The sequence below is a fragment of the Kluyvera cryocrescens NBRC 102467 genome (assembly GCF_001571285.1).
GTDB classification, from domain to species: Bacteria; Pseudomonadota; Gammaproteobacteria; order Enterobacterales; family Enterobacteriaceae; genus Kluyvera; species Kluyvera cryocrescens.
The window spans coordinates 57,711-82,469 of record NZ_BCTM01000023.1; the positions used below are offsets into that span (position 1 = coordinate 57,711).

Genomic DNA, 24,759 nt, shown 5'->3' on the forward strand with positions numbered 1-24,759 from the left:
AATTAGCGGTCCACGTCTGACATAACAAAATCGATACTACCCAGGTGAACGATCAGATCGGACACCAGGCTGCCGCGTACCGCGACCGGGATCTGCTGCAGGTGCGCATAGCTCGGCGTACGAATACGAGTACGGTAGCTCATGGTGCTGCCGTCGCTGGTCAGGTAGTAACTGTTAATACCCTTGGTTGCTTCCACCATCTGGAACGATTCCTGCGCCGGCATAACCGGGCCCCAGGAAACCTGCAGGAAGTGGGTGATCAGGGTTTCGATATGCTGCAGCGTGCGCTCTTTCGGCGGCGGCGTCGTCAGCGGGTGATCCGCTTTGAACGGGCCTTCCGGCATGTTCTTGAGACATTGCTCAAGGATGCGCAGGCTCTGACGCAGCTCTTCCACTTTCAGCATCACGCGGGTATAGCAGTCGGATACACCACCGCCAACCGGGACTTCGAAGTCGAAGTTTTGGTAGCCAGAGTACGGACGCGATTTACGCACGTCGAAATCAACACCGGTCGCACGCAGCGCGGCACCGGTACAACCCCAGTCCAGAGCTTCTTTCTTACCGTAGGCGGCAACGCCCTGCGAACGGCCTTTCAGAATGGTGTTACGCAGCGCGGCTTTCTCGTAGGAATCCAGACGTTTCGGCATCCAGTCGAGGAAATCACGCAGCAGCTTGTCCCAGCCGCGCGGCAGATCGTGCGCCACACCGCCGATACGGAACCAGGCCGGGTGCATACGGAAACCGGTAATCGCTTCAACCACGTCATAGATTTTCTGACGGTCGGTAAAGGCGAAGAAGACCGGGGTCATCGCGCCGACGTCCTGAATAAACGTCGAGATGTACAGCAGGTGGCTGTTGATACGGAACAGTTCAGAGAGCATGACGCGGATGACATCAACGCGCTCAGGAACGGTGATCCCCGCCAGCTTTTCGACCGCCAGCACGTAAGGCATTTCGTTCACGCAGCCGCCGAGGTATTCGATACGGTCGGTGTACGGAATGTAGCTATGCCAGGACTGACGCTCGCCCATCTTCTCAGCGCCACGGTGGTGGTAGCCGATGTCCGGTACGCAGTCGACAATCTCTTCGCCGTCCAGCTGCAGGACGATACGGAATGCACCGTGGGAAGATGGGTGGTTAGGACCGAGGTTCAGGAACATGAAGTCCTCGTTCTCGGTGCTACGCTTCATGCCCCAGTCTTCTGGTTTGAAGGTCAGCGCTTCCATTTCCAGATCCTGCTTGGCTTTAGTCAGCTCAAACGGGTCGAATTCGGTGGCGCGCGCCGGGTAGTCTTTACGCAGCGGGTGGCCTTCCCAGGTCGGCGGCATCAGCAGACGCGTCAGGTGCGGGTGGCCATTGAAGGTGATGCCAAACATCTCCCAGGTTTCACGCTCGTACCAGTTGGCGTTCGGGAAAAGTTTAGTGATAGTCGGCACATTCAGATCGTTTTCAGACAACGCCACCTTGAGCATAATGTCGCGGTTGCGGTCCATTGAGATCAGGTGATAGAAAACGGAAAAGTCCGCGGCAGGTAATCCATCGCGGTGAGTGCGCAGACGTTCGTCCATGCCGTGCAGGTCGAACATCATGACGTAAGGTTTCGGCAGCTTCTTCAGGAAATCAATAATTTCCAGCAGCTGTTCGCGCTTAACCCATACGACAGGTACCCCGGTGCGGGTGGCCTGAACGGTAAATGCATCCGGCCCAAAACGGTTGCGCAGTTCGCCGATGACCGGATCATCAAGGTGATCGCGGGTTTGCCATGCGGCTACTTCTTGCGCGGTTAAATCGGTCATATTGTTCACCATTGCAAAAGGTCCGTGGTGACTGCCGGGCGTGGCTTCGCGCTGTTGTATATTGATTTGCGAAGTAAAAGTATGCCACCGCCCGCAGGCGCAAATTAAATCTCGTCTGGAGAGCGGAGATTCGTCACAGCAATACGTTCGCCGCGTTTACGCTCGCGTTCCGACTGCATGTTGGCGCGATAAACGCCCTGGTCGCCAACCACCCACGAGAGCGGGCGACGTTCTTTACCAATCGATTCCTGCAGCAGCATCAGCGCCTGCATATAGGCTTCCGGGCGCGGAGGGCAGCCTGGAATGTAGACATCGACAGGAATAAACTTATCGACACCCTGCACAACGGAGTAGATATCGTACATGCCGCCGGAGTTGGCACAGGCGCCCATGGAGATAACCCACTTCGGCTCCAGCATCTGGTCATAAAGACGCTGAATAACCGGTGCCATTTTGGTAAAGCAGGTACCGGCTACCACCATCAGGTCGGCCTGACGCGGGGATGCACGCAGTACTTCTGCCCCAAAACGCGCAACGTCATGCACCGCAGTGAATGACGTCACCATTTCAACGTAGCAGCAAGAAAGGCCGAAGTTGTATGGCCAGATAGAGTTCTTACGACCCCAGTTGACCATGTCATGCAGCGCGTGTTCGAGTTTCCCCATATACACGCTTTTATTCACCTCTTGCTCAAGGGGATCGGTCACAATCTCCTGTTTTTGCAGGGGGTAACGGTCGTTCTCACCGTTAGGATCTATGCGGGTGAGCGTATAATCCATCTTATTGCCTCGCTTTTACTGCGTATTACGGTTAGTGACGCTGTCGGATTCCGGATTTACCAACGTGCGGCGAGAACGCGCAGGCGTCCAATCAAGCGCGCCAATACGAACGAGGTAAACCAGACCGGCCAGCAGCACAAATATGAAAATGGCGGCCTCAATAAAGCCAACCCAGCCGCTTTCGCGAATGGAGGTTGACCAGGCGTAAAGGTAAAGCGCTTCCACGTCGAAGATGACGAAGAACATAGCGACCAGGTAAAACTTAGCCGACAGGCGCAGACGAGCGGTACCAACGGAATCGATACCAGACTCAAACGGGGTGTTTTTGCTTCTTGCGCGCGCGCGACCACCAAGGTACCAGCCGCCGATTAACATCAGGCAGCAAAGGCCAATGGCAATGATCAGAAAGATAGCGAATGCCCAGTGATGAGCGATGATTTCAGTGGATGTTGACATACGCATTGCTTAACCAAATAGGTAGCATTACCACCTCTGCTCTTACCGGCAGATGGCCGCTACATGATTCATGGGGAGGATTAAAAAACCTACAAACAGCCCAATTCAAAACATAGACCGCAAAATGTTGAGGTTTTTTACTCCTTTCTATAACCTTTTGTCAACTTTAACAAAAGTTTCCTCACATTAATTTACATCAAAAGCATTTCATTAACATTACGTGCCCTTTGATTCGATTCGCTTCAGCCGACCTTACGGTTTACCTGCTGTTGAATCGTGTCCGTTTTGTAGCAATAACAAGAATTACCCACCTAGTTTGACAGGATTCTCTAATGATTCCTTCCCCCATTGAGGAGTATTTTCTTGATCTAAGACACGCTTTTGTTAATTCGACCAGTAAAACGGCAACAATCTATCCGTTTTTTTAACATTAGCAGGAGATGTGAGTTTGCGAATGATGATATCGCATTAGCGTCACGGATTAATTCTAATTACATGATTACTATCACATTTAAAGATTTAATTTTTGAATCGCCCCGTAAAAGCGCAAAAAAAGAACCGCAAACTGATTTTTCTTCGTCTACGATTCTTTTTTGCACTTACATTTTGTTACTACATTTCGGTCAAAATGTTAATCGAGATCCCGCTCATGTATCAGGGGATTATCTCCCTCTTCAGGAGTATAGGTTCCCGTCTGTGGCCAGGGGGCGAGGCGCTGCACCTGAGACTGGAAAATCAACTGCGCGAGTTCATTTTCACTTTCCGGGTTATAGGTCAGCATATATTCTGTCTCCGGAAGCTCCGGCATACCTTCTGCTTTCCCCAGGGCGCGGAGATCCGGGCTCATCATTTCTACCGGACGCGCGGTTACCCCGAGCCCCGCTTTTACGGCCGCGCGAACAGCAGAAAGCGTCGAGGCTACGTAGGCTAAACGCCACGGCATTCCCGCCGCATCCAGCGTTTTAATGATCGTGTCGCGGAATGGGCTAGGATCATCCAGCAGCACCAGCGGCACCGGTTCTTCATTACGCAGCGTAAACTCGGCAGCACAGTACCAAAGCGTAGGTGAAGCGCGGAGGACTGTCGACTCAAAGCCTTCCAGCGGATGGGTCGTTAACGCCAGATCCACCTCTTTGTTTTGCAGCATGTCCGCCATCACGCAGTGGCGTTTAACCCGCACATCGAGCGCCAGCTTTGGATAAGCCGAACTGATACGGTTTAATAAGAACGGCAAAATAGTGTCCGCAGACTCATCTGACGAACCTAACGTCAACTGCCCTTGCAGGGAGTTAAACATTAGGGATGTGCAGGCTTCATCATTGAAGCGCAGTATTTTCCGCGCATAGCCCAGCAGTTGAATACCGTGTTCCGTCAGCAGCTTATTACGCCCGTGGCGAGCGAAAAGCTCTTTGCCCACGAGCTGCTCCAGGCGCTGCATCTGCTGGCTGACGGCGGACTGAGTACGACACACTGCGGAGGCCGCGGCGGCAAACGTACTCAGGTCAGCCACCGCAACAAAGGTTCTCAGCAGATCGAGATCGAGGTTTAGTATCGGACGATTGGCATTTATCATATAAATCCACTTACAGGTTCGGAAGCCGACCTGCCTTATTGATGCTGCACTCTAAACTTTCAGGCTAATCCTTTAAATCGTCTTTCACTTTTCACTGATGAATGACTGCCCGCTGAGTGTCAGTATTAAAATTGTCTGCTACTGCAAGAAGCAACAGTTCCTTTTACAATATATCCTTTAGCCCTAAGGCTATTTATCTGGCTCTCGCAAAGCGGTATCCCGCGCGAAGAGTCGTAGATAGCAATGCTGTTTTAATGCACCAGGGGGAAGGCTGTGTTTTTAACAAAAGCCAATAAATCCAATAAATAACAATGCGTTGCACCTCCATTAATGATAACTGTTAACAAAAATGGGTAATGAAACGGGTATGCGCCATTACATATTAACCGAAAACCATAAGTTTTATAAGCCTAAAATAAGTTCTATCTCAAACAAGAAAAAGGTTCAGAATCAAAACAATTTAAGAAATCTAACAATTCCCCGTCATTACTTTTCAAAATATAAAGAAATATTAATATTTATCTGTCGCCATCATTAACAACAACTTCACATTAATGCGTACGAGCTCTAATCCTTATTAGCGGAATTTAATTAAAAATTAAAATTGTTGAAGGATTCTTAAAGTATATATGGGGAGAATAGAGCCTACACTAAATCATTTCTTTTTTAATGGATGAAAAATCTACAAAAAAAGCCATAAATAGTGAAATTGACTATAGAACAATAAATTAACAATAGATACCGCAGCCATACTCGCAATCAGCCAGTAAAAAAGAATGTTCCGACAACAATAAATTCACAAAATCTTCGTCTGTTGACCCTTCAAAACCCCCGGGATGCGGAGTACATTATTCCGTGCTGACTTCCACGGCAGGGAGTGGCAATCACAGCTAAAAAGGTCAAAGATTCATGTCACCCATCGAAAAATCCAGCAAGTTAGACAACGTTTGTTATGACATTCGCGGCCCGGTTCTTAAAGAGGCCAAACGCCTTGAAGAAGAAGGCAATAAAGTTCTCAAACTCAACATCGGCAACCCCGCTCCTTTCGGGTTTGACGCGCCGGATGAGATTCTGGTTGATGTGATCCGTAACCTGCCAACCGCGCAGGGCTACTGCGACTCGAAAGGCCTGTACTCTGCACGTAAAGCCATCATGCAGCACTACCAGGCACGCGGTATGCGCGACGTGACGGTAGAAGATATCTACATCGGTAACGGTGTTTCTGAACTTATCGTCCAGGCTATGCAGGCCCTGTTGAACAGCGGCGACGAAATGCTGGTTCCCGCGCCTGATTATCCGCTGTGGACGGCGGCAGTTTCGTTATCAAGCGGCAAAGCGGTGCACTACCTGTGCGACGAATCGGCGGATTGGTTCCCGGATCTTGATGATATCCGAGCCAAAATCACCCCACGCACGCGCGGCATCGTGATTATCAACCCTAACAACCCAACCGGCGCGGTGTATTCAAAAGAACTGCTGCAGGAAATCGTTGAGATTGCCCGTGAGCACAACCTGATTATCTTTGCCGACGAAATCTACGACAAGATCCTCTACGATGAAGCGCAGCACCACTCGATCGCCGCGCTGGCGCCGGATCTGCTAACGGTGACCTTTAACGGCCTGTCCAAAACCTACCGCGTAGCCGGTTTCCGTCAGGGCTGGATGGTCCTGAACGGGCCGAAGAAACATGCCAAAGGTTATATTGAAGGGCTGGAGATGCTGGCATCGATGCGTCTTTGCGCCAACGTTCCCGCACAGCACGCGATTCAAACCGCGCTCGGCGGCTATCAAAGTATCAGCGAATTCATTACCCCTGGCGGCCGTCTGTATGAACAACGCAACCGGGCGTGGGAACTGATCAACGAAATCCCCGGCGTCTCTTGCGTGAAGCCAAAAGGCGCGCTGTACATGTTCCCGAAAATCGATGCCAAGCGCTTTAACATTCACGACGATCAGCGCATGGTGCTGGATTTCCTGCTGCAGGAAAAAGTCTTGCTGGTTCAAGGCACCGCCTTCAACTGGCCATGGCCGGATCACGTTCGTATTGTGACCTTACCACGTGAAGACGATCTGGAGATGGCGATCAGCCGTTTCGGTCGCTTCCTGTCGGGTTACCACCAGCTGTAATCACGCTCAGCGCCGCCGGAATTTGCATCCGGCGGCCATCTCTGCGCACAATGCCTTTACTGAAGTTACTGAGTAAGGGTTGTTATGAGTCAGAGCCATTTTTTTGCCCACCTCTCCCGCCTGAAGTTAATTAATCGCTGGCCGCTGATGCGCAATGTGCGCACCGAAAACGTCTCTGAACACAGTTTGCAGGTTGCCATGGTCGCCCATGCCCTCGCCGCCATTAAAAATCGGAAATTTAACGGTCAGGTGAATGCCGAGCGTATCGCGCTACTGGCGATGTATCACGACGCATCCGAAGTCCTCACCGGCGATCTTCCGACTCCGGTGAAGTACTTCAACTCGCAGATTGCCCAGGAGTACAAAGCGATTGAGAAGATCGCGCAGCAAAAGCTGATTGATATGGTGCCCGAGGAGCTACACGATATTTTCGCACCGCTCATCGATGAACATCAGAGCAGCGATGAAGAGAAAGCCATTGTGAAGCAGGCCGATGCGCTGTGCGCTTACCTGAAGTGTCTGGAAGAATTATCGGCGGGCAATAACGAATTCCTGCTGGCCAAAGGACGTCTTGAGAAGACTCTTGCCGCGCGCCGCAGCGATGAGATGGACTATTTCATGTCGGTATTTGTGCCGAGCTTCCACCTTTCGCTGGATGAAATAAGCCAGGACTCTCCGCTTTAAAATCCACCGACTTTTGCGCTAGCCGGACTACCTGTTTTATCGGTAGCCCGGCAGCGTTTTATTCCCAATGAATCGGCTTAGAAGGGGAATAAGATAGGGATCAGCACCACGCAGACGATCATCACCAGCACCGTAAACGGCACGCCGATTTTGATGAAATCGCTAAAGCTGTATTTACCCGGCCCCAGAACCAGAGTATTCACCGGCGAAGAGACCGGCGTCATAAAGGCCGCAGAAGCCGCCATGGCAACAACCATCGCAAACGGATAGGGCGAAACGCCCATCGATTTTGCCGCCGCCAGCGCAATCGGCGCCATCAGGACCGCCGTGGCGGTATTCGAGATAAACAGCCCAATGGCAGCACACATCACAAACAGGCAACCCAGCATCAAATAAGGCCCCTGCCCGCCGCCGATATCCATCAAGGCTTTCACAATGAGATCCACACCGCCGGTTTTTTGCAGCGCCAGCGCGAACGGCATCATGCCAACAATCAAAATAATGCTCGGCCAGTGAATCGACTTATAGGCGCTCTGGGCGTCAATACAGCGGAATTTGCCCATCAGCAGGCAAGCAATAATCGCGGCTATCGGGTTGGGAATTTCATCGGTGAGCATCAGAGCGACCATCAGCACCAGACAGAAAATCGCGTGCGGAGCCTGACTATGCGCGGGTGAAGCATCGCTGACCTCAACCGGCAGGTTGAGCACCACGAAGTCACGGCCGTTTTGTGCTAACTGATTTATCAGCTTCCAGTTACCTACCACCAACATAATGTCGCCAAGCTGCAAAGGCTCATCAACCACCGAACCGTCTAACGCCTGACCATCACGCTTCATCCCCACAATATTGAGGCCATAGCGGGTACGAAAACCCATTTCACGTACGGTTTTGCCCAACAGTTCGGACTCAGGGATCAGCGACACCTCCGCCATCCCGACATCGAGTGCCTGATCGGAGAAATATTCGCCGCGCAGCACCATCGGCTCCAGCATTTGCTCGCTGATAAACTGGCGCAGATCAATATCGGCCGCCGACATATCAATGAGCAGCACATCGCGGGCGCGAAACTCCGATACGCCATTAACGTTGACAATCACCCGGCGGAATCGACGCCAGCGCTCAACGCCGATAATATTTGCGCCATAGCGCTCGCGCAGCTTCATATCATCCAGGCGCTGGCCAATCATCGGTGAGCCGGGGCGAATCGCGAGCCGGCGCGCGCGGCCCGTCAGGCGATATTCTTTGATAAGATCACGGAAAGTGCTCCGCTTGCGGCCATCACGCGTCGCGTGAGTCTCATCCCCTTTCAGCATAAAGCGCATAATCAGCATGTAGACGATGCCGAGAACCAGCACTACCAAACCAATAGGCGTCACGCTAAAGAAGCCAAAGCCGTCCAGCCCTTCGCGCAGCAGCTCACTGTTGATCACCAGATTGGGCGGAGTGGCCACCAGCGTCATCATACCGCTGATAAGGCCGGCAAAACTGAGCGGCATCATCAGCCGCGAAGGCGAGATATTCATACGCATGGACACGCTAAGCACGACCGGAATAAAGATGGCAACCACCCCGGTGGAACTCATAAATGCGCCAAGCCCAGCAACGGTTAACATCAGGTAAACCAGCATTTTGGTCTCGCTGCTACCCGCCACCTGAACCAGCCAGGAACCCATTTTGGTCGCCACACCGGTACGGACCAGACCGTCGCCGATAATAAACAGCGCGGCAATCAGAATCACGTTGGGGTCGCTGAAGCCGGAGAAGGCTTCACTCAACGTCAGCGTGTCGCTCAGTACGAACGCGACAATAATACCCAGTGCGATAGCATCCATGCGCACCTTGCCGCTGGCAAACAACACCACGGCGACGGCTAACAAACTCAGCACCCAAATCAATTCACCGTTCACAGCACATCCTTGTCATCAAATAAGCGGTAAGGTTTTCAACTATAAGGTGTTTACTATAGTGGCAGAAAAAAGCCCCAACGATGTGGGGCTAAATCATAAGATCATGCATTCTGCGAGACGTTGACCACGCCATCCGGCAGCTTTTCAACGACCAGCGTGGTAAGCGTCGAGAGGACAAAGTCGACCTCCAGCAATTCCGGCGTTTCAGGTGGAACATTGACCGCCGCGACATGACAGCCCGCCGCCAGCCCGGATTGAACGCCTGCCGGTGCATCTTCCACCACCAGACATGCTTGCGGAGGCAGCCCCAGAAGTTTGGCCCCCAGCAGATAAGCATCCGGCTGCGGTTTACCGTGCTGTACCTGTTCCGCGGTGACGAACACAGCGGGCGTCGGTAAACCGGCGGCGCGATGGCGAGCATGCGCGACTGGAATTGAACCGGATGTAACAATCGCCCACGGTATGGCGTTTGTCTCAAGATGCTCTAACAGTGCAAGCGCACCCGGCAGCGCACGAATACCATTAAGATCGGTCGCCTCAATCTGCTCCAGACGCAGGAACTCCGCCTGAATTTCCGTCTCTGATTTGCCCGGCATAAAGTGGCGGAGCGTAGTGATGGCCTGCTTGCCGTGGATGTATGCCAACACCGCATCCGGGTCCACACCGTAGCTCTCAGCCCAGAATTTCCAGGAGCGCTCCACCACCGCCAGCGAATCCACCAGCGTGCCATCTAAATCAAACAGAAAGCCTTTACACTGCACAAAAGCCCCCATTAGGCGTTGATAATCTGATTAATTTCGTTGCTGCTCAGATGATATTGGCGCGGGCAGGCGTGCCACACGTTCAGCATGCGCTGATATTTATCCCACATCGGGGTTTGCGCATTGAAGCCATGAGTGCCCGCATCAAAGTGGGTGTAACGGCCTTCAATATTCACCATAAAGCGGACGTAGCCGAGGAAGCGCGCTTCGGTCGCGGCGTCAAAGCCAAGGAAAGTGACGCGGCGCTCGTCGATAGTGGCGGCATCTTTCAGGTTAGTCCACGACACGTGCAGCGCGTGATACATCTCCATGATATCGATAACGATACGGCAGGTCTCTTCTTTGAGCTCCCCAAATTCCCTGTCCAGCTCGCGCATCTGTAAACCGTAGCCACGTTCAATAATGGTCTGCAGGCGGCGGTAGCGCTCAGCGTTGTCGGGATCAAGCATAGTCATCATTTTGTACTGATTAGACAAAATCAGACGTTGAGCATGGGTCATTTCCATTTTTCGACTCCTGTTGCGCGTTGCAGCAAAAAAAAGACACAAATAATGTGTCTTCTTTTATATGCGTTTTTCGCATGTAATTACAAATCATCAAGGAAAGTTTTATCCAGTTGTTTGAAGGCGCGCTTAAGCGTGTCAGCTAACGCTTGATAATCGGGCTTGCCTTCCACTGGTGCCAGCGCCTGGCCGGCCTCCTGTAATTTACCGCGCACCTCATAAAACCACTGTAACGTGGACGGCGGCAGCGGAGTGACGGATCGCTTGCCCAGCCACCATAATCCCTGCATCGGCAGGCTTAGCGCAAACAGCGCTGTGGCAACGGCCGGGCCAAGTTGGCCGCCCAGCGCGATTTGCCAGCACAGCGTAAAGATGGCCAGCGGCGGCATAAAACGTATGGCGTGGCGAGTTGCACGAATCACGCGGTTCTCAACAAACACCGGCGCGAGCCGCTTATCTAACGGCCACGTCTTTGAATAGCGCTGCCCCCGGCTAAACAAACTGAAGAAACTGACCGGGCGTTGCTCGGGTGTCGACATGGCTTACCTCAACTTCACATATAAAAATTAAAATATTTTTTAAAAACAACAACTGGGTATGACATCGTTCAAAAAATTTTGGCATAGCCCCTGCAATCGGGTATCCTGTGCCAGCCTGAGATAGCCAGATTCTATACCCGTCGCCTTTCAAGTTGTAGATGCGTAGTCTGCGTCCGTTTGCCCTGGTCACATAGTCATCTATGCTCAAGGGGCCTTGCGGAGCCTTCGCTTTTCTATCACTCGAAATCCATAGGGTAACAGCCCTCCGGCAAATCAAATTATTGCATATTCTGCCCTTGGCTGAAAATTATGCAAAATGACTTAGAATCAATATGTATTTCTTAGATCATGCCTGAAAAACGTTCCGGGCATGATGTTAATCATAAATGTCGGTGTCATCCTGCGCTACGCTTAATGACTCATTGACGTTTTTTTAGCCACGTATCATAAATAGGTACTTCCATGTCGAGTAAGTTAGTACTGGTTCTGAACTGCGGTAGCTCCTCCCTGAAATTCGCTGTTATCGATGCAGTTAACGGTGAAGAGCACCTCTCTGGTTTAGCCGAATGTTTCCATCTCCCAGAAGCACGTATCAAGTGGAAAATGGACGGCGGTAAACAAGAAGCGGCTTTAGGTGCAGGCGCCGCTCACAGTGAAGCGCTGAACTTCATCGTTAATACTATTCTGGCACAAAAACCAGAACTGTCCGCGCAGCTGACCGCTATCGGCCACCGTATCGTACACGGCGGCGAGAAGTACACCAGCTCCGTTGTGATCGACGAATCCGTGATCCAGGGCATCAAAGATTCTGCTTCTTTTGCTCCGCTGCATAACCCGGCTCACCTGATCGGTATTGCTGAAGCGCTGAAATCCTTCCCGCAGCTGAAAGATAAGAACGTTGCCGTATTCGATACCGCGTTCCACCAGACTATGCCGGAAGAATCCTACCTGTACGCTCTGCCGTACAGCCTGTACAAAGAACACGGCGTCCGTCGCTACGGCGCACACGGTACCAGCCACTTCTATGTCACTCAGGAAGCCGCAAAAGTACTGAACAAACCGGTTGAAGAACTGAACATCATCACCTGCCACCTCGGCAACGGTGGTTCTGTTTCTGCTATCCGTAACGGTAAATGCGTTGATACCTCCATGGGTCTGACCCCACTGGAAGGTCTGGTAATGGGTACTCGCTCCGGTGATATCGATCCAGCCATCATTTTCCATCTGCATGACACTCTGGGCATGAATATCGACCAGATCAACAAGATGCTGACCAAAGAGTCTGGCCTGCTGGGTCTGACCGAAGTGACCAGCGACTGCCGTTATGTAGAAGATAACTACAAAGAAAAAGCAGACGCTAAGCGTGCAATGGACGTTTACTGCCACCGTCTGGCCAAATACATCGGTTCTTACACCGCGCTGATGGATGGTCGTCTGGACGCCGTCATCTTCACCGGTGGTATCGGTGAAAACGCTGCAATGGTTCGCGAACTGTCCCTGGGCAAACTGGGCGTTCTGGGCTTCGAAGTTGATCACGAACGTAACCTGGCTGCCCGTTTCGGCAAATCCGGTTTCATCAACAAAGAAGGCACCCGCCCTGCCATCGTTATCCCGACCAACGAAGAGCTGGTCATTGCACAAGACGCCAACCGTCTGACTGCCTGATATCACACCGCCAGCCTAGCTGGCGGTGCTGTTTTGTATCCCGCCTGAAACTGGCGGTAACGAAAGAGGATAAACCGTGTCCCGTACTATTATGCTGATCCCTACCGGAACCAGCGTCGGCCTGACCAGCGTCAGCCTTGGCGTTATCCGTGCTATGGAACGCAAAGGCGTTCGTCTGAGCGTCTTTAAACCTATCGCTCAACCGCGTAGCGGTGGCGATGCGCCAGACCAGACTACCACCATCGTTCGCGCGAGTTCTTCAACGACGACCGCCGCTGAACCGATGAAGATGAGCCACGTAGAAGCCCTGCTCTCCAGCAATCAGAAAGATGTGCTGATGGAAGAGATCATCGCTAACTACCACACGAACACTAAAGATGCAGAAGTCGTACTGGTTGAAGGCCTGGTCCCAACCCGTAAGCATCAGTTCGCTCAGTCTCTGAACTATGAAATCGCGAAAACGCTGAACGCGGAAATCGTGTTCGTCATGTCCCAGGGTACCGATACCCCGGAACAGCTGAACGAGCGTATCGAACTGACTCGCAACAGCTTCGGCGGCGCGAAAAACACCAACATTACCGGTGTTATCGTCAACAAGCTGAATGCACCGGTTGACGAACAGGGTCGTACTCGTCCAGACCTGTCTGAGATCTTCGATGACTCTTCCACTGCGAAAGTTATCAAAATCGATCCTGCTAAGCTGAACAGCACCAGCGCACTGCCAGTACTTGGCGCGGTACCGTGGAGCTTCGATCTGATCGCGACTCGTGCTATCGATATGGCACGTCACCTGAATGCCACCGTGATCAACGAAGGCGACATCAACACTCGCCGCGTGAAGTCCGTGACCTTCTGCGCACGTAGCATCCCGCACATGCTGGAGCACTTCCGTGCCGGTTCTCTGCTGGTGACCTCCGCAGACCGTCCTGACGTTCTGGTTGCCGCTTGCCTGGCAGCAATGAACGGCGTGGAAATCGGTGCTCTGCTGCTGACCGGCGGCTACGACATGGATCCACGCATCAGCAAACTGTGCGAACGCGCATTTGCAACCGGCCTGCCGGTATTCATGGTGAACACCAACACCTGGCAGACCTCCCTGAGCCTGCAGAGCTTCAACCTGGAAGTTCCGGTTGACGATCATGAGCGCATCGAGAAAGTTCAGGAATACGTTGCTAACTACATCAACGCTGACTGGATTGAATCACTGACTGCGACCTCCGAGCGTAGCCGCCGTCTGTCTCCACCAGCATTCCGCTACCAGCTGACCGAGCTGGCGCGTAAAGCAGGCAAACGCGTTGTTCTGCCAGAAGGCGACGAACCGCGTACCGTTAAAGCGGCCGCTATCTGTGCTGAACGTGGTATCGCAACTTGCGTACTGCTGGGCAACCCAGATGAAATCAACCGCGTAGCAGCGTCTCAGGGCGTTGAACTGGGCGCTGGCGTAGAAATCGTTGATCCAGATGTGGTTCGCGAAAGCTACGTTGCTCGCCTGGTCGAACTGCGTAAAAACAAAGGCATGACCGAAACCGTTGCCCGCGAACAGCTGGAAGACAACGTGGTTCTCGGTACCCTGATGCTGGAACAAGACGACGTTGACGGCCTGGTTTCCGGTGCAGTTCACACCACCGCTAACACCATCCGTCCACCGCTGCAGCTGATTAAAACTGCACCGGGTAGCTCTCTGGTGTCTTCTGTGTTCTTCATGCTGCTGCCTGAACAGGTTTATGTTTACGGCGACTGTGCGATCAACCCAGACCCAACGGCAGAACAGCTGGCAGAAATCGCTATCCAGTCCGCAGACTCCGCGATTGCTTTCGGTATCGAACCACGCGTGGCGATGCTCTCCTACTCCACCGGCACCTCTGGTGCAGGTAGCGACGTAGAGAAAGTCCGCGAAGCGACTCGTCTGGCACAGGAAAAACGTCCTGACCTGATGATTGATGGTCCTCTGCAGTACGACGCCGCTGTAATGGCTGACGTTGCGAAATCCAAAGCGCCGAACTCTCCGGTTGCAGGTCGCGCTACCGTGTTCATCTTCCCGGATCTGAACACCGGTAACACCACCTACAAAGCGGTACAGCGTTCTGCCGACCTGATCTCCATCGGGCCGATGCTGCAGGGTATGCGCAAGCCGGTGAACGACCTGTCTCGTGGCGCGCTGGTAGATGATATCGTCTACACCATCGCTCTGACCGCGATCCAGTCTTCACAGCAGCAGTAATCCCTTAGCCACCCGCTCGCGGGTGGTTTTAGGCAAAAAAAATCCGGAAGCGGGAAACCGTTCCGGATTTTTTATATCTGCGATAGCGCGAGCTTACTCGGCTTCTTCCTCAGCATGCGCTTCATTGTTGGCATTGCGCGTCATCCACAGCGCCAGCGCCTTCAGCGAGTCATCGGTGAAGTCATCACAGCGGGCGGTGATCTCCTCCGGCGTCATCCAGCGAACTTCGCTGACCTCTTCTTCCTGCAGGGCAAACGGCCCGTGCGAGACGCAGCTAAACAGGCTTCCCCATACGCGACAGTTCTTATCTTCAAAATAGAACTGACCGTGATCGGCAAACGGTACGCCGGCAATCCCTAACTCTTCCTCTGCCTCACGGCGAGCGGAGTCCAGCAATGGCTCATCAGCCTGAACGACACCCCCAGCGGTGGCATCCAGCATCCCCGGCTGGTAGTCTTTCGTCTCAGTGCGACGCTGTACCAGGATTTTCCCCATGCCGTCATGAACGACGATGTAGGTTGCCCGGTGGCGCAGACACTGTGCGCGCATTTGTTCACGGCTCGCCTGCGCGATGACCTCATTGTCTTCGTTGACAATATCGACCCATTCCGTGCCTGCCAAATGATTCTGCTCGACCATCAGAAAACCTTAAATTGAAAGCGCTCTTACGGCGCGTTTTGTGATTGATGGGTAACTTACGGGTTAATAGCAACCTCTGCAATAACCCGCTGATCATTGAGTGCTAAAACCTGCAGATTTCTTCCGTCCATCATCCCATAGCTAGCAGCAAAGCCGCCTTTCGGAATGCTAACCGAACCGGGATTAAATAAGAATATCTCGCCGTGCTTTTCTGCCACCGGCAGGTGCGTATGACCAAAAATCAGCACATCACCGGAGGCCAGCGGCGGAAGATTGTCGGGGCCATAAAGATGACCGTGAGTCAGAAACAGTCGCTGCGCGTCGGTTAACACCTGTTGCCAGGGCGCGGTAATGGGAAAATGCAGCAGCATCTGGTCAACTTCACTATCGCAGTTGCCGCGAACGGCAATAATTCGCTCTGCCACGCTGTTCAGGCGCTCGGCAACTTGGGCTGGCGCATATCCCTCAGGCAGCGCATTACGCGGCCCATGATTAAGCACATCGCCTAGAATCACCAACCACTGCGCGCCGCTCTGAGCGAACAGCGATAGCACGCGCTCGGCTGCGGGCAGCGAACCATGAATATCCGATGCAAACATCAGCTTCATTAATCAAATCCCTACAATGATAATCCCTACTATCATAATGGATTACGTCTTACTTTTCAGCCCGCATGTTTGGCCGATAGCGCCGCATAGCGCTGAACAGAGGCCCGCTGCCACTGGAAAGTCGCGTATTCGGCGAGGTTTTCCGGAACCTCATCACCGTTCAGCACCAGTCGGTTAAGCATTAGCGCCAGGTCACTATCGGCGATACACCATTCCCCAAACAGATTGGGGCGACCGTGAGCCAGCAGTGCGCTGGCAGTGTCAAACAGTTTAGCCGCGCTTTGGCGTCCTGCTTCGCTCAAGGGTGCTTTTTTCTCACCGGCAAATACCACCGTGGTTGAGCGCTCTTCACGAATCGGCAGTAGATCGCTGCGCAACCAGGCCTGCACCTGTCGGGCGCGGGCGCGCTTTTGCATGTCGTGAGGGTATAAACGTTCCCATTCCGGCGGCGCAAAGCGCTCATCAAGGAATTCGGTAATAGCGGAAGATTCACTGAGTTCAAAACCATCGACGTCAAGCAGCGGTACCCGGCGGGTCACGCCATAGCCTTTCCAGCCCGGTTGGAGATGTTCGCCGTGGTTGAGATTGACGGTTTTGAGCGTGAACGGTAGCCCTTTTTCCTTCAGGGCAACGTACACGGACATCACATAGGGGGAGAAGAAATCAGAGTCTGACCAAAGGGTTATCACAGGCTGGCTCATAGCGCGTCCTCAATCACAGACAAAAGATGCACGAACGACGGGCGCAGAAAGCGGCGCCCATCTGACATAATAGCCAACATAGCCTGTCTATCGGGCGATGTCACTTGCCCGCAACATGAGGATTTTGCAATCAGCCAACCAACAGCGTTTTTGGCTCCAGGTAAGCCTGCAATCCCCATTTGCCCATTTCTCGTCCCAGACCGGACTGCTTAAATCCACCGAACGGGGCCAGGTGCTCATGTTCAAGCGTATTGACCAGCACGCGGCCAGACTCAATCTGCAGTGCCATGGCTTCTCCACGCTGGCTAGAACCGCTCAGCACCAGCGCACTCAGACCGTAATCGGTATCGTTAGCGATAGCCAGCGCCTCGGCGTCATCCGCATACGGAATGACCACCAGCACTGGGCCAAAGATCTCCTCTCTGGCAATGCGCATCTGATTATTCACGTCGGTAAATATCGTCGGCTGCACGCTCCAGCCTTTTTCCGCCCCTTCAACGCGCCCGACTCCCCCGACGAGTAAACGTGCCCCCTCTTGCTGCCCCAGGCGAATATAGTCCTGCACACGCTGCCACTGCTTGCGGCTGACCATTGGGCCAATCACCGTCTGCGCATCGCGCGGCTCGCCTGCCGGGAACTGCGCGATAGCGGCAACCATTTCCTGTTCGAACTCTGCTTTACGCGACGCCGGAACCAGAATACGCGTACCGGCAATACACGCCTGCCCACTATTCATAAAGCCGGCTTCCAGCGCCATATGCACGGCGGTTTTCGGGTCGGCATCATCGAGGATCACCGTCGGCGATTTGCCGCCCAGCTCCAGCGTCACGCGCTTCAAGGTACGAGCGCCGCTTTCGACAATATGTTTTCCCACCGCCGTCGACCCCGTAAACGAAATCTTAGCGATATCCGGATGATGATTAATCACATCCCCCACTACGTCGCCACGACCGGTGACGATGTTAAATACGCCAGCCGGAATTTGCGCCGCGTGCAGCGCCTCAGTGATAATCTGAGTCTGCCAGGCGCTCATTTCGCTTGGCTTAATGACGGCAGTACAGCCCGCCGCCATTGCCGTTGCCAGCTTATTACAGATAAAGCCTGCATCGCTGTTCCACGGCGTAATCAGCCCGGCGACGCCCACTGGCGTCATCACTACCTTTGCGCGCCCAACCGACTCTTCAAAGATAAACGCTTTGAGCGCATCAATAGCGTAGCGAATGGTTTGTGCCGGCCAGGCGGCCATCCAACGGGCACGCGACGACGGCGCGCCGTATTCGGTAATAATGGCTTCCAGCAGATCTGACTCTCTTGCCACTACCGCCTGGTGCATACGTTCCAGCACCGCAATACGTGCTTCACGAGAGGTTTGAGACCACGCCGGGAATGCCGCTTTTGCCGCCGCAATCGCCCGCAGGGCATCATCTTCATCAGCCAAACGTACCTGGCCTATCACCGCTTCGCTCGCCGGATTAAACAAGTCAAACAGCTCGCTACCGTGCGGCGTCACGAATTCGCCGTTGATATAAATTTTGTCGATGCTCTGCATTATTCTGTCCTCTCATCATGGGATGTCGCACAGTATAAGAAGCGGCGATCATCGTGATAAGAGGGTACAATAAAGACAAACTGTCACGAAAATCGGGATAATTATGCAGCGTAGCGGTTTGACTGAACTTGAGGTTGTGCTGGCCGTTGCTCGCCAGCAAAGCTTTCGCGCCGCAGCGCGCGAACTGGGCCTGTCGGCCACCGCAGTCAGCAACGCGGTCGCCGGGCTGGAAGCGCGTCTTAATGTACGCCTGTTTAACCGCACCACCCGCAGCGTGGCCCTGACCGAACAGGGGCGGCGCTATATAGCGCGTATCACTCCAGCCTTGGCGGAAATTCAGCGCGCCGGCGAAGAAATTACCGCCGAGCCCGGGGTTCCCACGGGCACTCTACGAATCAATGCCCCACGTGAAAGCGTCTCGCTGCTGTTCAATCTGTTCGACACTTATTTGCAGCGCTACCCGCAGATGAAGCTGGATATCACCACGGAATCGAGAATGATCGACATCGTCGCCGAGGGTTACGATGCGGGGATCCGTCTGGCCGAGTCGGTGCCGCAGGATATGATTGCCAGCGCGCTAACGCCGGATGCCAGGATGCTGATTGTCGGTTCGCCGGCATATTTTTCGCGTCACGGGATCCCGCAAACGCCGGATGATCTTGCGGCTCACCAAAGCATTGGCATGCGCATGTCCCACGGTGGCGTTTATCATTGGGAACTGGAGCGGCATCAGAACAAATTTACCGTCAACGTCCCGCCGCGTCTTATCGTCAGCGAGATGCAGGTCATCCACCGCGCGGCGCTGGCCGGGCTTGGGCTGGCGTTTATTTCACAGTGGTTTATCCAGGACGATCTTGCCAATGGCAAACTCATCAGCATACTGGATGAATGGTGTCCCACTTTCGGCGGCTTACGCCTCTACTATCCGGGACATCGCCACGTTCTACCCGCGCTACGTGCGTTTATTGAGCTGGCGCACGAATTGAATACACGTCAGACGCTCCCGCGCTAAAGATGCTTTCGTGTATGATGCTCAAGACAACAATAAATAAGGAGAATACCTGCAATGTCTCAGTCTGACGCGATTATCCGTATCAAAAATCTACGCCTGCGTACGTTTATCGGCATCAAAGAAGAAGAGATTGCCAACCGCCAGGATGTGGTCATCAATATTGAAATTCGCTACCCGGCCGATCAGGCGCGCAATAGCGAAGATATTAACGATGCGCTGAACTATCGAACCATCACTAAGAACATTATTCGCCACGTCGAGAATAACCGTTTCTCTTTGCTGGAAAAATTAACTCAGGATGTGCTCGATATCGCACGCGAACATCACTGGGTCACTTATGCTGAAGTGGAAATCGATAAAGTTCACGCGCTGCGCTATGCCGATTCGGTATCCATTACCTTAAGCTGGCAACGCTAGGCGCTCCTTCGCGGGGAGGTCGCATGAAGATTCTGATTACCGGTGGTACCGGGCTGATTGGCCGCCACCTGATTCCGCGTTTATTCACGCTGGGCCACGCGGTTTGCGTGGTCACGCGCTCACCGGAAAAAGCGCGCCAGGTACTTGATGCCCGCGTTGAGCTCTGGCCCGGGCTACAGAATATTTCATCGCTCGACGGTATCGATGCCGTGATTAACCTGGCCGGTGAGCCCATTGCCGATAAACGCTGGACTGATGCGCAAAAGCAGAAGCTCTGCGACAGTCGCTGGGCGATAACCCAACGTATTAGCGAACTGATCCAAGCCAGCAGCACTCCGCCATCGGTACTCATTTCCGGCTCAGCCACCGGTTACTATGGCGATCTCGGCGAAGTGGTCGTCACGGAAGAAGAGCCACCGCATCATGAATTCACCCATAAACTTTGCGCACGCTGGGAGCAAATTGCCTCTACCGCGCAAAGCGACCGCACCCGAGTCTGTTTACTGCGCACCGGAGTAGTGCTCGCTGCGCACGGGGGGATCCTCGCAAAAATGCTGCCACCGTTTAAGCTCGGTCTCGGCGGCCCTATCGGCAATGGCCGACAGTACCTGGCATGGATACATATCGACGATATGGTTAACGGTATTCTCTGGCTGCTTGATAACGATCTACGCGGGCCGTTTAATCTGGTTTCGCCCTACCCGGTTCATAACGAACAATTCGCTCATGCGCTGGGGCATGCGTTAAATCGCCCCGCTGTTTTGCGCGTTCCCGCTCCGGTGATACGTCTCCTGATGGGCGAGTCCTCCGTGCTGGTACTCGGTGGCCAGCGCGCGCTCCCCAAACGCCTGGAAGCGGCGGGCTTTACCTTCCGCTGGTACGATCTGGATGAAGCGCTGGGGAATATTCTCGGCAAACGCCACTAATCGCACGGTGATAGCGACAAGCGCTATCACCGTCTTCCTGGGCCTGCAGAAGTTGAATGTCACGCCAGCCGTTTGACGTTAACCCCTTGTTATCACGATCTTTCGGGTGCTAAGGTAGCCCTTTAACTTTTTTGCATACTGGCACGCAAATGGCAATTCTCACCACCGCACGTTTACAGCTTTCGCCCTTCGATGAACACGACTGGTCCTTTTTCTTGTCGCTTCGACAAAATCCTGAAGTGATGCGCTTTATGGGAGAAGTGCTGGATGAAGCAGCGATACGCGAGATATTTGCACAGCGCTGTAACGAGCCGGGAATATTCGTTATTCGCGATCAAAACGGCACCGCGCTCGGTGATATTGGGTTACGGATCAGCCACAAAAACCCCCATGAAGCCGACATTGGCTATGCGCTATTACCGCAGGCTCAAAGTCAGGGATATGCCAGCGAAGCGCTTGATGCCCTTTGTGACTATGGCTTTCATCAGCTTTCGCTGTGGGCCATTAACGCGTGGGTGTTGGGCGATAACCACGGGTCCGCGCGGCTATTGGAAAAGCGGGGTTTCATTCGTACCCAGGTCTTGGAAAAAGCGTATCAGCTTAACGGCGAATACTTTGATGACTGGGTTTATCGGCTGGAAAACGCCCCCACCGCTAAGTGAGGGCGTTGGGCATTTATTTCAGCGCCCCACTCAGGAACTGCTGTAAACGCGCGCTTTTCGGATTACCAAACACTTCATCCGGCGCGCCTTCTTCCTCAATAATGCCCTGATGGAGAAATATAACGTGCGTGGAAACGTGACGAGCAAAGCCCATTTCGTGGGTCACCACCACCATGGTTTTGCCCTCTTCCGCCAGCTTCTGCATGATACGTAGCACTTCGCCCACCAGCTCCGGGTCAAGCGCGGAGGTCGGCTCATCAAATAGCAGTACTTCCGGTTCCATAGCCAGCGCACGAGCAATGGATACGCGCTGTTGCTGACCGCCGGAGAGATGCACCGGATATTTGTTCTGCTGGCGCTCATCGATACCCACTTTCGCCAGGTATTTCATCGCCCGTTCCCGCGCTTCCGCTTTGCTTAAGCCCAGCACCTGGATTGGCGCTTCCATCACGTTTTCCAGCACCGTCATATGGCTCCAGAGGTTGAAGTGCTGGAAGACCATCGTCAGGCGGGTACGGAGCAGCCGCAGCTGGTTTTTATCCGCAACCTTCAGCTGTCCGTCCGTATCGCGTACCAGGCCGATATTTTGCCCGTTAACGATAATTGAGCCCTCACTCGGTTTCTCGAGGAAGTTGATACAGCGCAGGAAGGTACTTTTACCCGAACCGGACGAGCCGATAATGCTAATTACATCACCCGCTTCGGCCTTAAGCGATACGCCCTTCAGCACTTCCTGCTCACCGTAGCGTTTATGCAGGTCGATTACGTTAAGTTTGTTTTCAGACATCATATTCTCAGTGCGTAGAAGACGGTTTCATATGCTGTAACCAGCGTTTTTCCGCTTTACGGAACAGGCTAATCAGCACGTAAGAAATTATTAAATACAGCACAGCCGCTATCCCAAAGGCGGTAAAGGGCTGATAGGTGGCGGAGTTAATATCGCGCGCAATTTTCAGCAAATCAGGCACGGTGGCGGTAAATGCCAGCGCCGTCGAGTGCAGCATCAGGATAACTTCGTTACTGTAGGCCGGCAGCGCTATGCGCAGCGCAGACGGCAAAATGATGCAGCGATAAAGTTTGAATGAAGAGAAGCCATAGGCTCTCGCGGCTTCAATTTCCCCCGCCGGTACCGAACGAATCGCGCCGGCAAAAATCTCAGTGGTGTAGGCGCAGGTATTCAGCGTTAAGGCCAGCACCGTACAGTTCAAGCCGCTGCGGAAAAAGGCATTGAGCATTTCCGTGCCTTTGACAATTTCCAGCGTGTACATTCCGGAATAGAACACCAGCAGTTGGACGTACAGCGGTGTACCACGGAAAATGTAGGTAAACAGCCACACCGGGAATTTGATGTATTTATTGCTGGAGACGCGGGCAATAGCGAGGAATAGGGCCATAAAGCCCCCCATCACTACCGACAGCACCAGCAGCCAAAGGGTGATTGCTACGCCGGTAAAACGATAGCCATCGCTCCACAGCAGCGCTTTCCAGTACTCCTGAATAATCTCAATCACAGGTCAGCCCTCTTCACACCCACAGAATAGCGGCGTTCGAGCAGCAGCAACACGCCATTGGAGACCGTCGTAAAGAGCAGGTAAATCAACCCGCAGACGATCGCAAAGTAGAACGGTTCCCAGGTGCTTTTCCCCGCCAGCTGCGTTGCTTTGACCACATCTTCCAGACCGAGCAGCGAGACCAGCGCGGTAGCCTTTAAAATCACCTGCCAGTTGTTGCCTATCCCCGGCAGCGCATAGCGCATCATCGCCGGAAATAAAATACGGCGGAAAGTCTGCGAACGGGTAAAACCAAAAGCCGTTGCGGCTTCAATATGCCCTTTTGGCACCGCCATAAAAGCACCGCGGAAGGTTTCGGTAAAGTAAGCCCCGTAGATAAAACCCAGGGTGATGATCCCGGCGATCATTGGATCGATATCAAACTGCGATAACCCGATCGCATCGGTCACCAGGTTGAGTGCCATCTGCAGGCCATAAAAAATCAGCAGCATCAGGACTAAGTCGGGTACCCCGCGAATCAGCGTGGTATACCCCTCAAAAATTAACGCCAGTACGCGATTTCGGGAGAGCTTGGCTCCCGCGCCGACCAGACCAATAAGCACGGCCAAAACCACTGAGCTGAGAGCCAGCTCAAGGGTAACAACGGCGCCCTGAAAAATTACCTGTGAAAACCCGTACAGCATGCTGCCAGTCCTGTCTTGACGCCCATCGCCCGAACAATCGAAGCGATGGGTTACTCGTGATGATTACTCGCCGTAAACGTTAAAATCGAAGTACTTTTTTGCCAGCTTGTCGTAGGTGCCATCGGCACGCATTTCTGCGAATGCCTTATTCAGCGCGCTCAGCAATTCAGTATCGTCTTTACGCAGACCCATACCGGTACCCACACCGAACAGCTTCTCGTCTTTGATGGACGGGCCGCCGAACTGGTAGTCTTTACCAATAGGCTGTTTCAGGAAACCTTCGCTCGCCGCCACTTCATCCTGGAACGCCGCGTCAATACGACCGGCGGTCAGGTCAGAATAAATATTGTCTTGCCCCTGATAGGAAACAATTTCAATACCTTTCGGCGCCCAATGTTCGTTACCGTAGGTTTCCTGGGTCGTCCCCTGCAGCACACCTACGCGCTTGCCTTTCAGCGTGGCGAGATCCGGCGTGACCGGGGAACCTTTTTTCACCACCAGACGAGAGTCAGCGGCATACAGTTTGTCGGTAAAGGCAATTTCCTGCTGACGTTTTTCCGTGATCGACAGCGACGACATAATGGCATCGATTTTCTTCGCTTTCAGCGAGGGGATCAGGGCGTCCAGCGGGTTCTCCACGAAGGTACATTGTGCCTGGATGCGCTTACACAGCTCTTTTGCCAGATCAATGTCAAAACCCACCAATTCACCCTGGGCATTTTTTGACTCGAACGGTGCATACGTTGGGTCAGTACCAATACGCACTTTTTGCGGGGTTGCTGCAAAAACGCTTGAAGCAGAAGCAAGCGCTAAGACCAGAGAAAAAGATAACGCCAGTTTTTTCATATTATCCTCAACAGACAGTAATTCTTGTGGGTTTTTTAGAAATAATCTGAGCAGTTATCGTGCCATCTTTCGGCCTATCAAGGCAAAGCATTCTGCCCTGAGTGATGGCTTTTTTCTCATTAAAAATGCTTAATTATGCAAGCATGCGCGATTTTCGAGCAAAAAATGCACCACCGCGGTGCATCGCAAAA

24 protein-coding genes are annotated in these 24,759 nt (G+C 53.2%); 8 read left to right on the forward strand and 16 right to left on the reverse strand.

What is annotated here, in order from left to right:
- Positions 1-2: 2 nt before the first annotated feature.
- The 4 genes from nuoC to lrhA form a co-directional block, all read right to left on the reverse strand.
- Positions 3-1,808, reverse strand: coding sequence for an NADH-quinone oxidoreductase subunit C/D (nuoC, locus tag KCR01S_RS16665; protein ID WP_156478777.1), 1,806 nt, complete (start codon positions 1,806-1,808; stop codon positions 3-5).
- A gap of 92 nt (positions 1,809-1,900) precedes the next feature.
- Positions 1,901-2,575, reverse strand: coding sequence for an NADH-quinone oxidoreductase subunit NuoB (gene nuoB / locus KCR01S_RS16670; RefSeq protein WP_052284914.1), 675 nt, complete (start codon positions 2,573-2,575; stop codon positions 1,901-1,903).
- 15 nt (positions 2,576-2,590) lie between these two features.
- Entirely contained in the window at positions 2,591-3,037 is a 447-nt protein-coding gene (nuoA, locus tag KCR01S_RS16675) for an NADH-quinone oxidoreductase subunit NuoA (RefSeq protein WP_061284106.1), read from the reverse strand.
- Between the two features lie 625 nt (positions 3,038-3,662).
- On the reverse strand, positions 3,663-4,604 hold the full coding sequence (gene lrhA, locus KCR01S_RS16680) for a transcriptional regulator LrhA (RefSeq protein WP_061284109.1): 942 nt from the start codon (positions 4,602-4,604) through the stop codon (positions 3,663-3,665).
- 909 nt (positions 4,605-5,513) lie between these two features.
- On the opposite strand from lrhA, the gene alaA reads away from it, so the two are divergent.
- Both alaA and yfbR read left to right on the forward strand, forming a co-directional pair.
- A complete protein-coding gene (gene alaA / locus KCR01S_RS16685; protein ID WP_052284911.1) occupies positions 5,514-6,731 on the forward strand; it encodes an alanine transaminase AlaA in 1,218 nt (405 codons plus the stop codon).
- An 84-nt stretch (positions 6,732-6,815) separates the two neighbouring features.
- Positions 6,816-7,415, forward strand: a complete 600-nt coding sequence (yfbR, locus tag KCR01S_RS16690; protein WP_061284111.1) for a 5'-deoxynucleotidase — start codon at positions 6,816-6,818, stop codon at positions 7,413-7,415.
- 77 nt (positions 7,416-7,492) lie between these two features.
- Here yfbR and KCR01S_RS16695 read toward each other — a convergent pair whose 3' ends face one another.
- The 4 genes from KCR01S_RS16695 to yfbV form a co-directional block, all read right to left on the reverse strand.
- Complete coding sequence (locus tag KCR01S_RS16695; RefSeq protein WP_061284113.1) at positions 7,493-9,325, reverse strand: SLC13 family permease; 1,833 nt, start codon at positions 9,323-9,325, stop codon at positions 7,493-7,495.
- Positions 9,326-9,426: 101 nt separating this feature from the next.
- Positions 9,427-10,086 (reverse strand): sugar phosphatase, encoded by a 660-nt coding sequence (locus tag KCR01S_RS16700; protein ID WP_061284168.1) that lies wholly within the window; start codon positions 10,084-10,086, stop codon positions 9,427-9,429.
- A gap of 11 nt (positions 10,087-10,097) precedes the next feature.
- Positions 10,098-10,592 carry a YfbU family protein gene (locus KCR01S_RS16705; RefSeq protein WP_061284115.1) on the reverse strand — a complete coding sequence of 165 codons (495 nt, stop codon included), beginning with the start codon at positions 10,590-10,592 and terminating at the stop codon, positions 10,098-10,100.
- Positions 10,593-10,672: 80 nt separating this feature from the next.
- Complete coding sequence (yfbV, locus tag KCR01S_RS16710; protein ID WP_061284117.1) at positions 10,673-11,128, reverse strand: terminus macrodomain insulation protein YfbV; 456 nt, start codon at positions 11,126-11,128, stop codon at positions 10,673-10,675.
- Positions 11,129-11,590: 462 nt separating this feature from the next.
- Here yfbV and ackA point away from each other — a divergent pair, with 462 nt between their 5' ends.
- Together ackA and pta are read left to right on the forward strand one after the other, a co-directional pair.
- Entirely contained in the window at positions 11,591-12,793 is a 1,203-nt protein-coding gene (ackA, locus tag KCR01S_RS16715; protein WP_052285444.1) for an acetate kinase, read from the forward strand.
- A 76-nt stretch (positions 12,794-12,869) separates the two neighbouring features.
- Entirely contained in the window at positions 12,870-15,014 is a 2,145-nt protein-coding gene (gene pta / locus KCR01S_RS16720; RefSeq protein ID WP_061284119.1) for a phosphate acetyltransferase, read from the forward strand.
- Between the two features lie 93 nt (positions 15,015-15,107).
- Here the strand turns inward: pta and yfcD are convergent, their stop codons facing one another.
- The 4 genes from yfcD to KCR01S_RS16740 form a co-directional block, all read right to left on the reverse strand.
- Entirely contained in the window at positions 15,108-15,653 is a 546-nt protein-coding gene (yfcD, locus tag KCR01S_RS16725; protein WP_061284121.1) for an NUDIX hydrolase YfcD, read from the reverse strand.
- A gap of 56 nt (positions 15,654-15,709) precedes the next feature.
- The gene (gene yfcE, locus KCR01S_RS16730; RefSeq protein ID WP_061284123.1) at positions 15,710-16,261 is read right to left on the reverse strand and encodes a phosphodiesterase; all 552 of its coding nucleotides are present in this window, start codon (positions 16,259-16,261) and stop codon (positions 15,710-15,712) included.
- Between the two features lie 56 nt (positions 16,262-16,317).
- Entirely contained in the window at positions 16,318-16,962 is a 645-nt protein-coding gene (gene yfcF / locus KCR01S_RS16735; RefSeq protein WP_061284125.1) for a glutathione transferase, read from the reverse strand.
- A 130-nt stretch (positions 16,963-17,092) separates the two neighbouring features.
- A complete protein-coding gene (locus KCR01S_RS16740) occupies positions 17,093-18,511 on the reverse strand; it encodes an aldehyde dehydrogenase family protein (RefSeq protein WP_061284126.1) in 1,419 nt (472 codons plus the stop codon).
- A gap of 103 nt (positions 18,512-18,614) precedes the next feature.
- On the opposite strand from KCR01S_RS16740, the gene KCR01S_RS16745 reads away from it, so the two are divergent.
- From KCR01S_RS16745 to KCR01S_RS16760, 4 genes are all read left to right on the forward strand, one after another.
- Positions 18,615-19,523 carry a LysR family transcriptional regulator gene (locus KCR01S_RS16745; RefSeq protein ID WP_061284128.1) on the forward strand — a complete coding sequence of 303 codons (909 nt, stop codon included), beginning with the start codon at positions 18,615-18,617 and terminating at the stop codon, positions 19,521-19,523.
- Between the two features lie 54 nt (positions 19,524-19,577).
- Positions 19,578-19,940: a dihydroneopterin triphosphate 2'-epimerase gene (gene folX / locus KCR01S_RS16750; protein WP_061284130.1), complete on the forward strand. Its 363-nt coding sequence runs from the start codon at positions 19,578-19,580 to the stop codon at positions 19,938-19,940.
- Positions 19,941-19,963: 23 nt separating this feature from the next.
- Positions 19,964-20,866, forward strand: a complete 903-nt coding sequence (locus KCR01S_RS16755; RefSeq protein WP_061284132.1) for a TIGR01777 family oxidoreductase — start codon at positions 19,964-19,966, stop codon at positions 20,864-20,866.
- Between the two features lie 149 nt (positions 20,867-21,015).
- The gene (locus KCR01S_RS16760; RefSeq protein WP_061284135.1) at positions 21,016-21,528 is read left to right on the forward strand and encodes a GNAT family N-acetyltransferase; all 513 of its coding nucleotides are present in this window, start codon (positions 21,016-21,018) and stop codon (positions 21,526-21,528) included.
- Positions 21,529-21,541: 13 nt separating this feature from the next.
- Here KCR01S_RS16760 and hisP read toward each other — a convergent pair whose 3' ends face one another.
- The 4 genes from hisP to hisJ all read right to left on the reverse strand — a co-directional run bounded on the left by hisP (position 21,542) and on the right by hisJ (position 24,568).
- Positions 21,542-22,315: a histidine ABC transporter ATP-binding protein HisP gene (gene hisP / locus KCR01S_RS16765; protein WP_061284137.1), complete on the reverse strand. Its 774-nt coding sequence runs from the start codon at positions 22,313-22,315 to the stop codon at positions 21,542-21,544.
- 7 nt (positions 22,316-22,322) lie between these two features.
- A complete protein-coding gene (locus tag KCR01S_RS16770; RefSeq protein WP_052285432.1) occupies positions 22,323-23,039 on the reverse strand; it encodes an ABC transporter permease in 717 nt (238 codons plus the stop codon).
- Positions 23,036-23,722: a histidine ABC transporter permease HisQ gene (locus tag KCR01S_RS16775; RefSeq protein WP_061284139.1), complete on the reverse strand. Its 687-nt coding sequence runs from the start codon at positions 23,720-23,722 to the stop codon at positions 23,036-23,038. Before KCR01S_RS16775 ends, KCR01S_RS16770 begins: the two co-directional genes overlap by 4 nt.
- A 63-nt stretch (positions 23,723-23,785) precedes the next feature.
- Positions 23,786-24,568: a histidine ABC transporter substrate-binding protein HisJ gene (hisJ, locus tag KCR01S_RS16780; protein ID WP_061284142.1), complete on the reverse strand. Its 783-nt coding sequence runs from the start codon at positions 24,566-24,568 to the stop codon at positions 23,786-23,788.
- Positions 24,569-24,759: the final 191 nt, after the last annotated feature.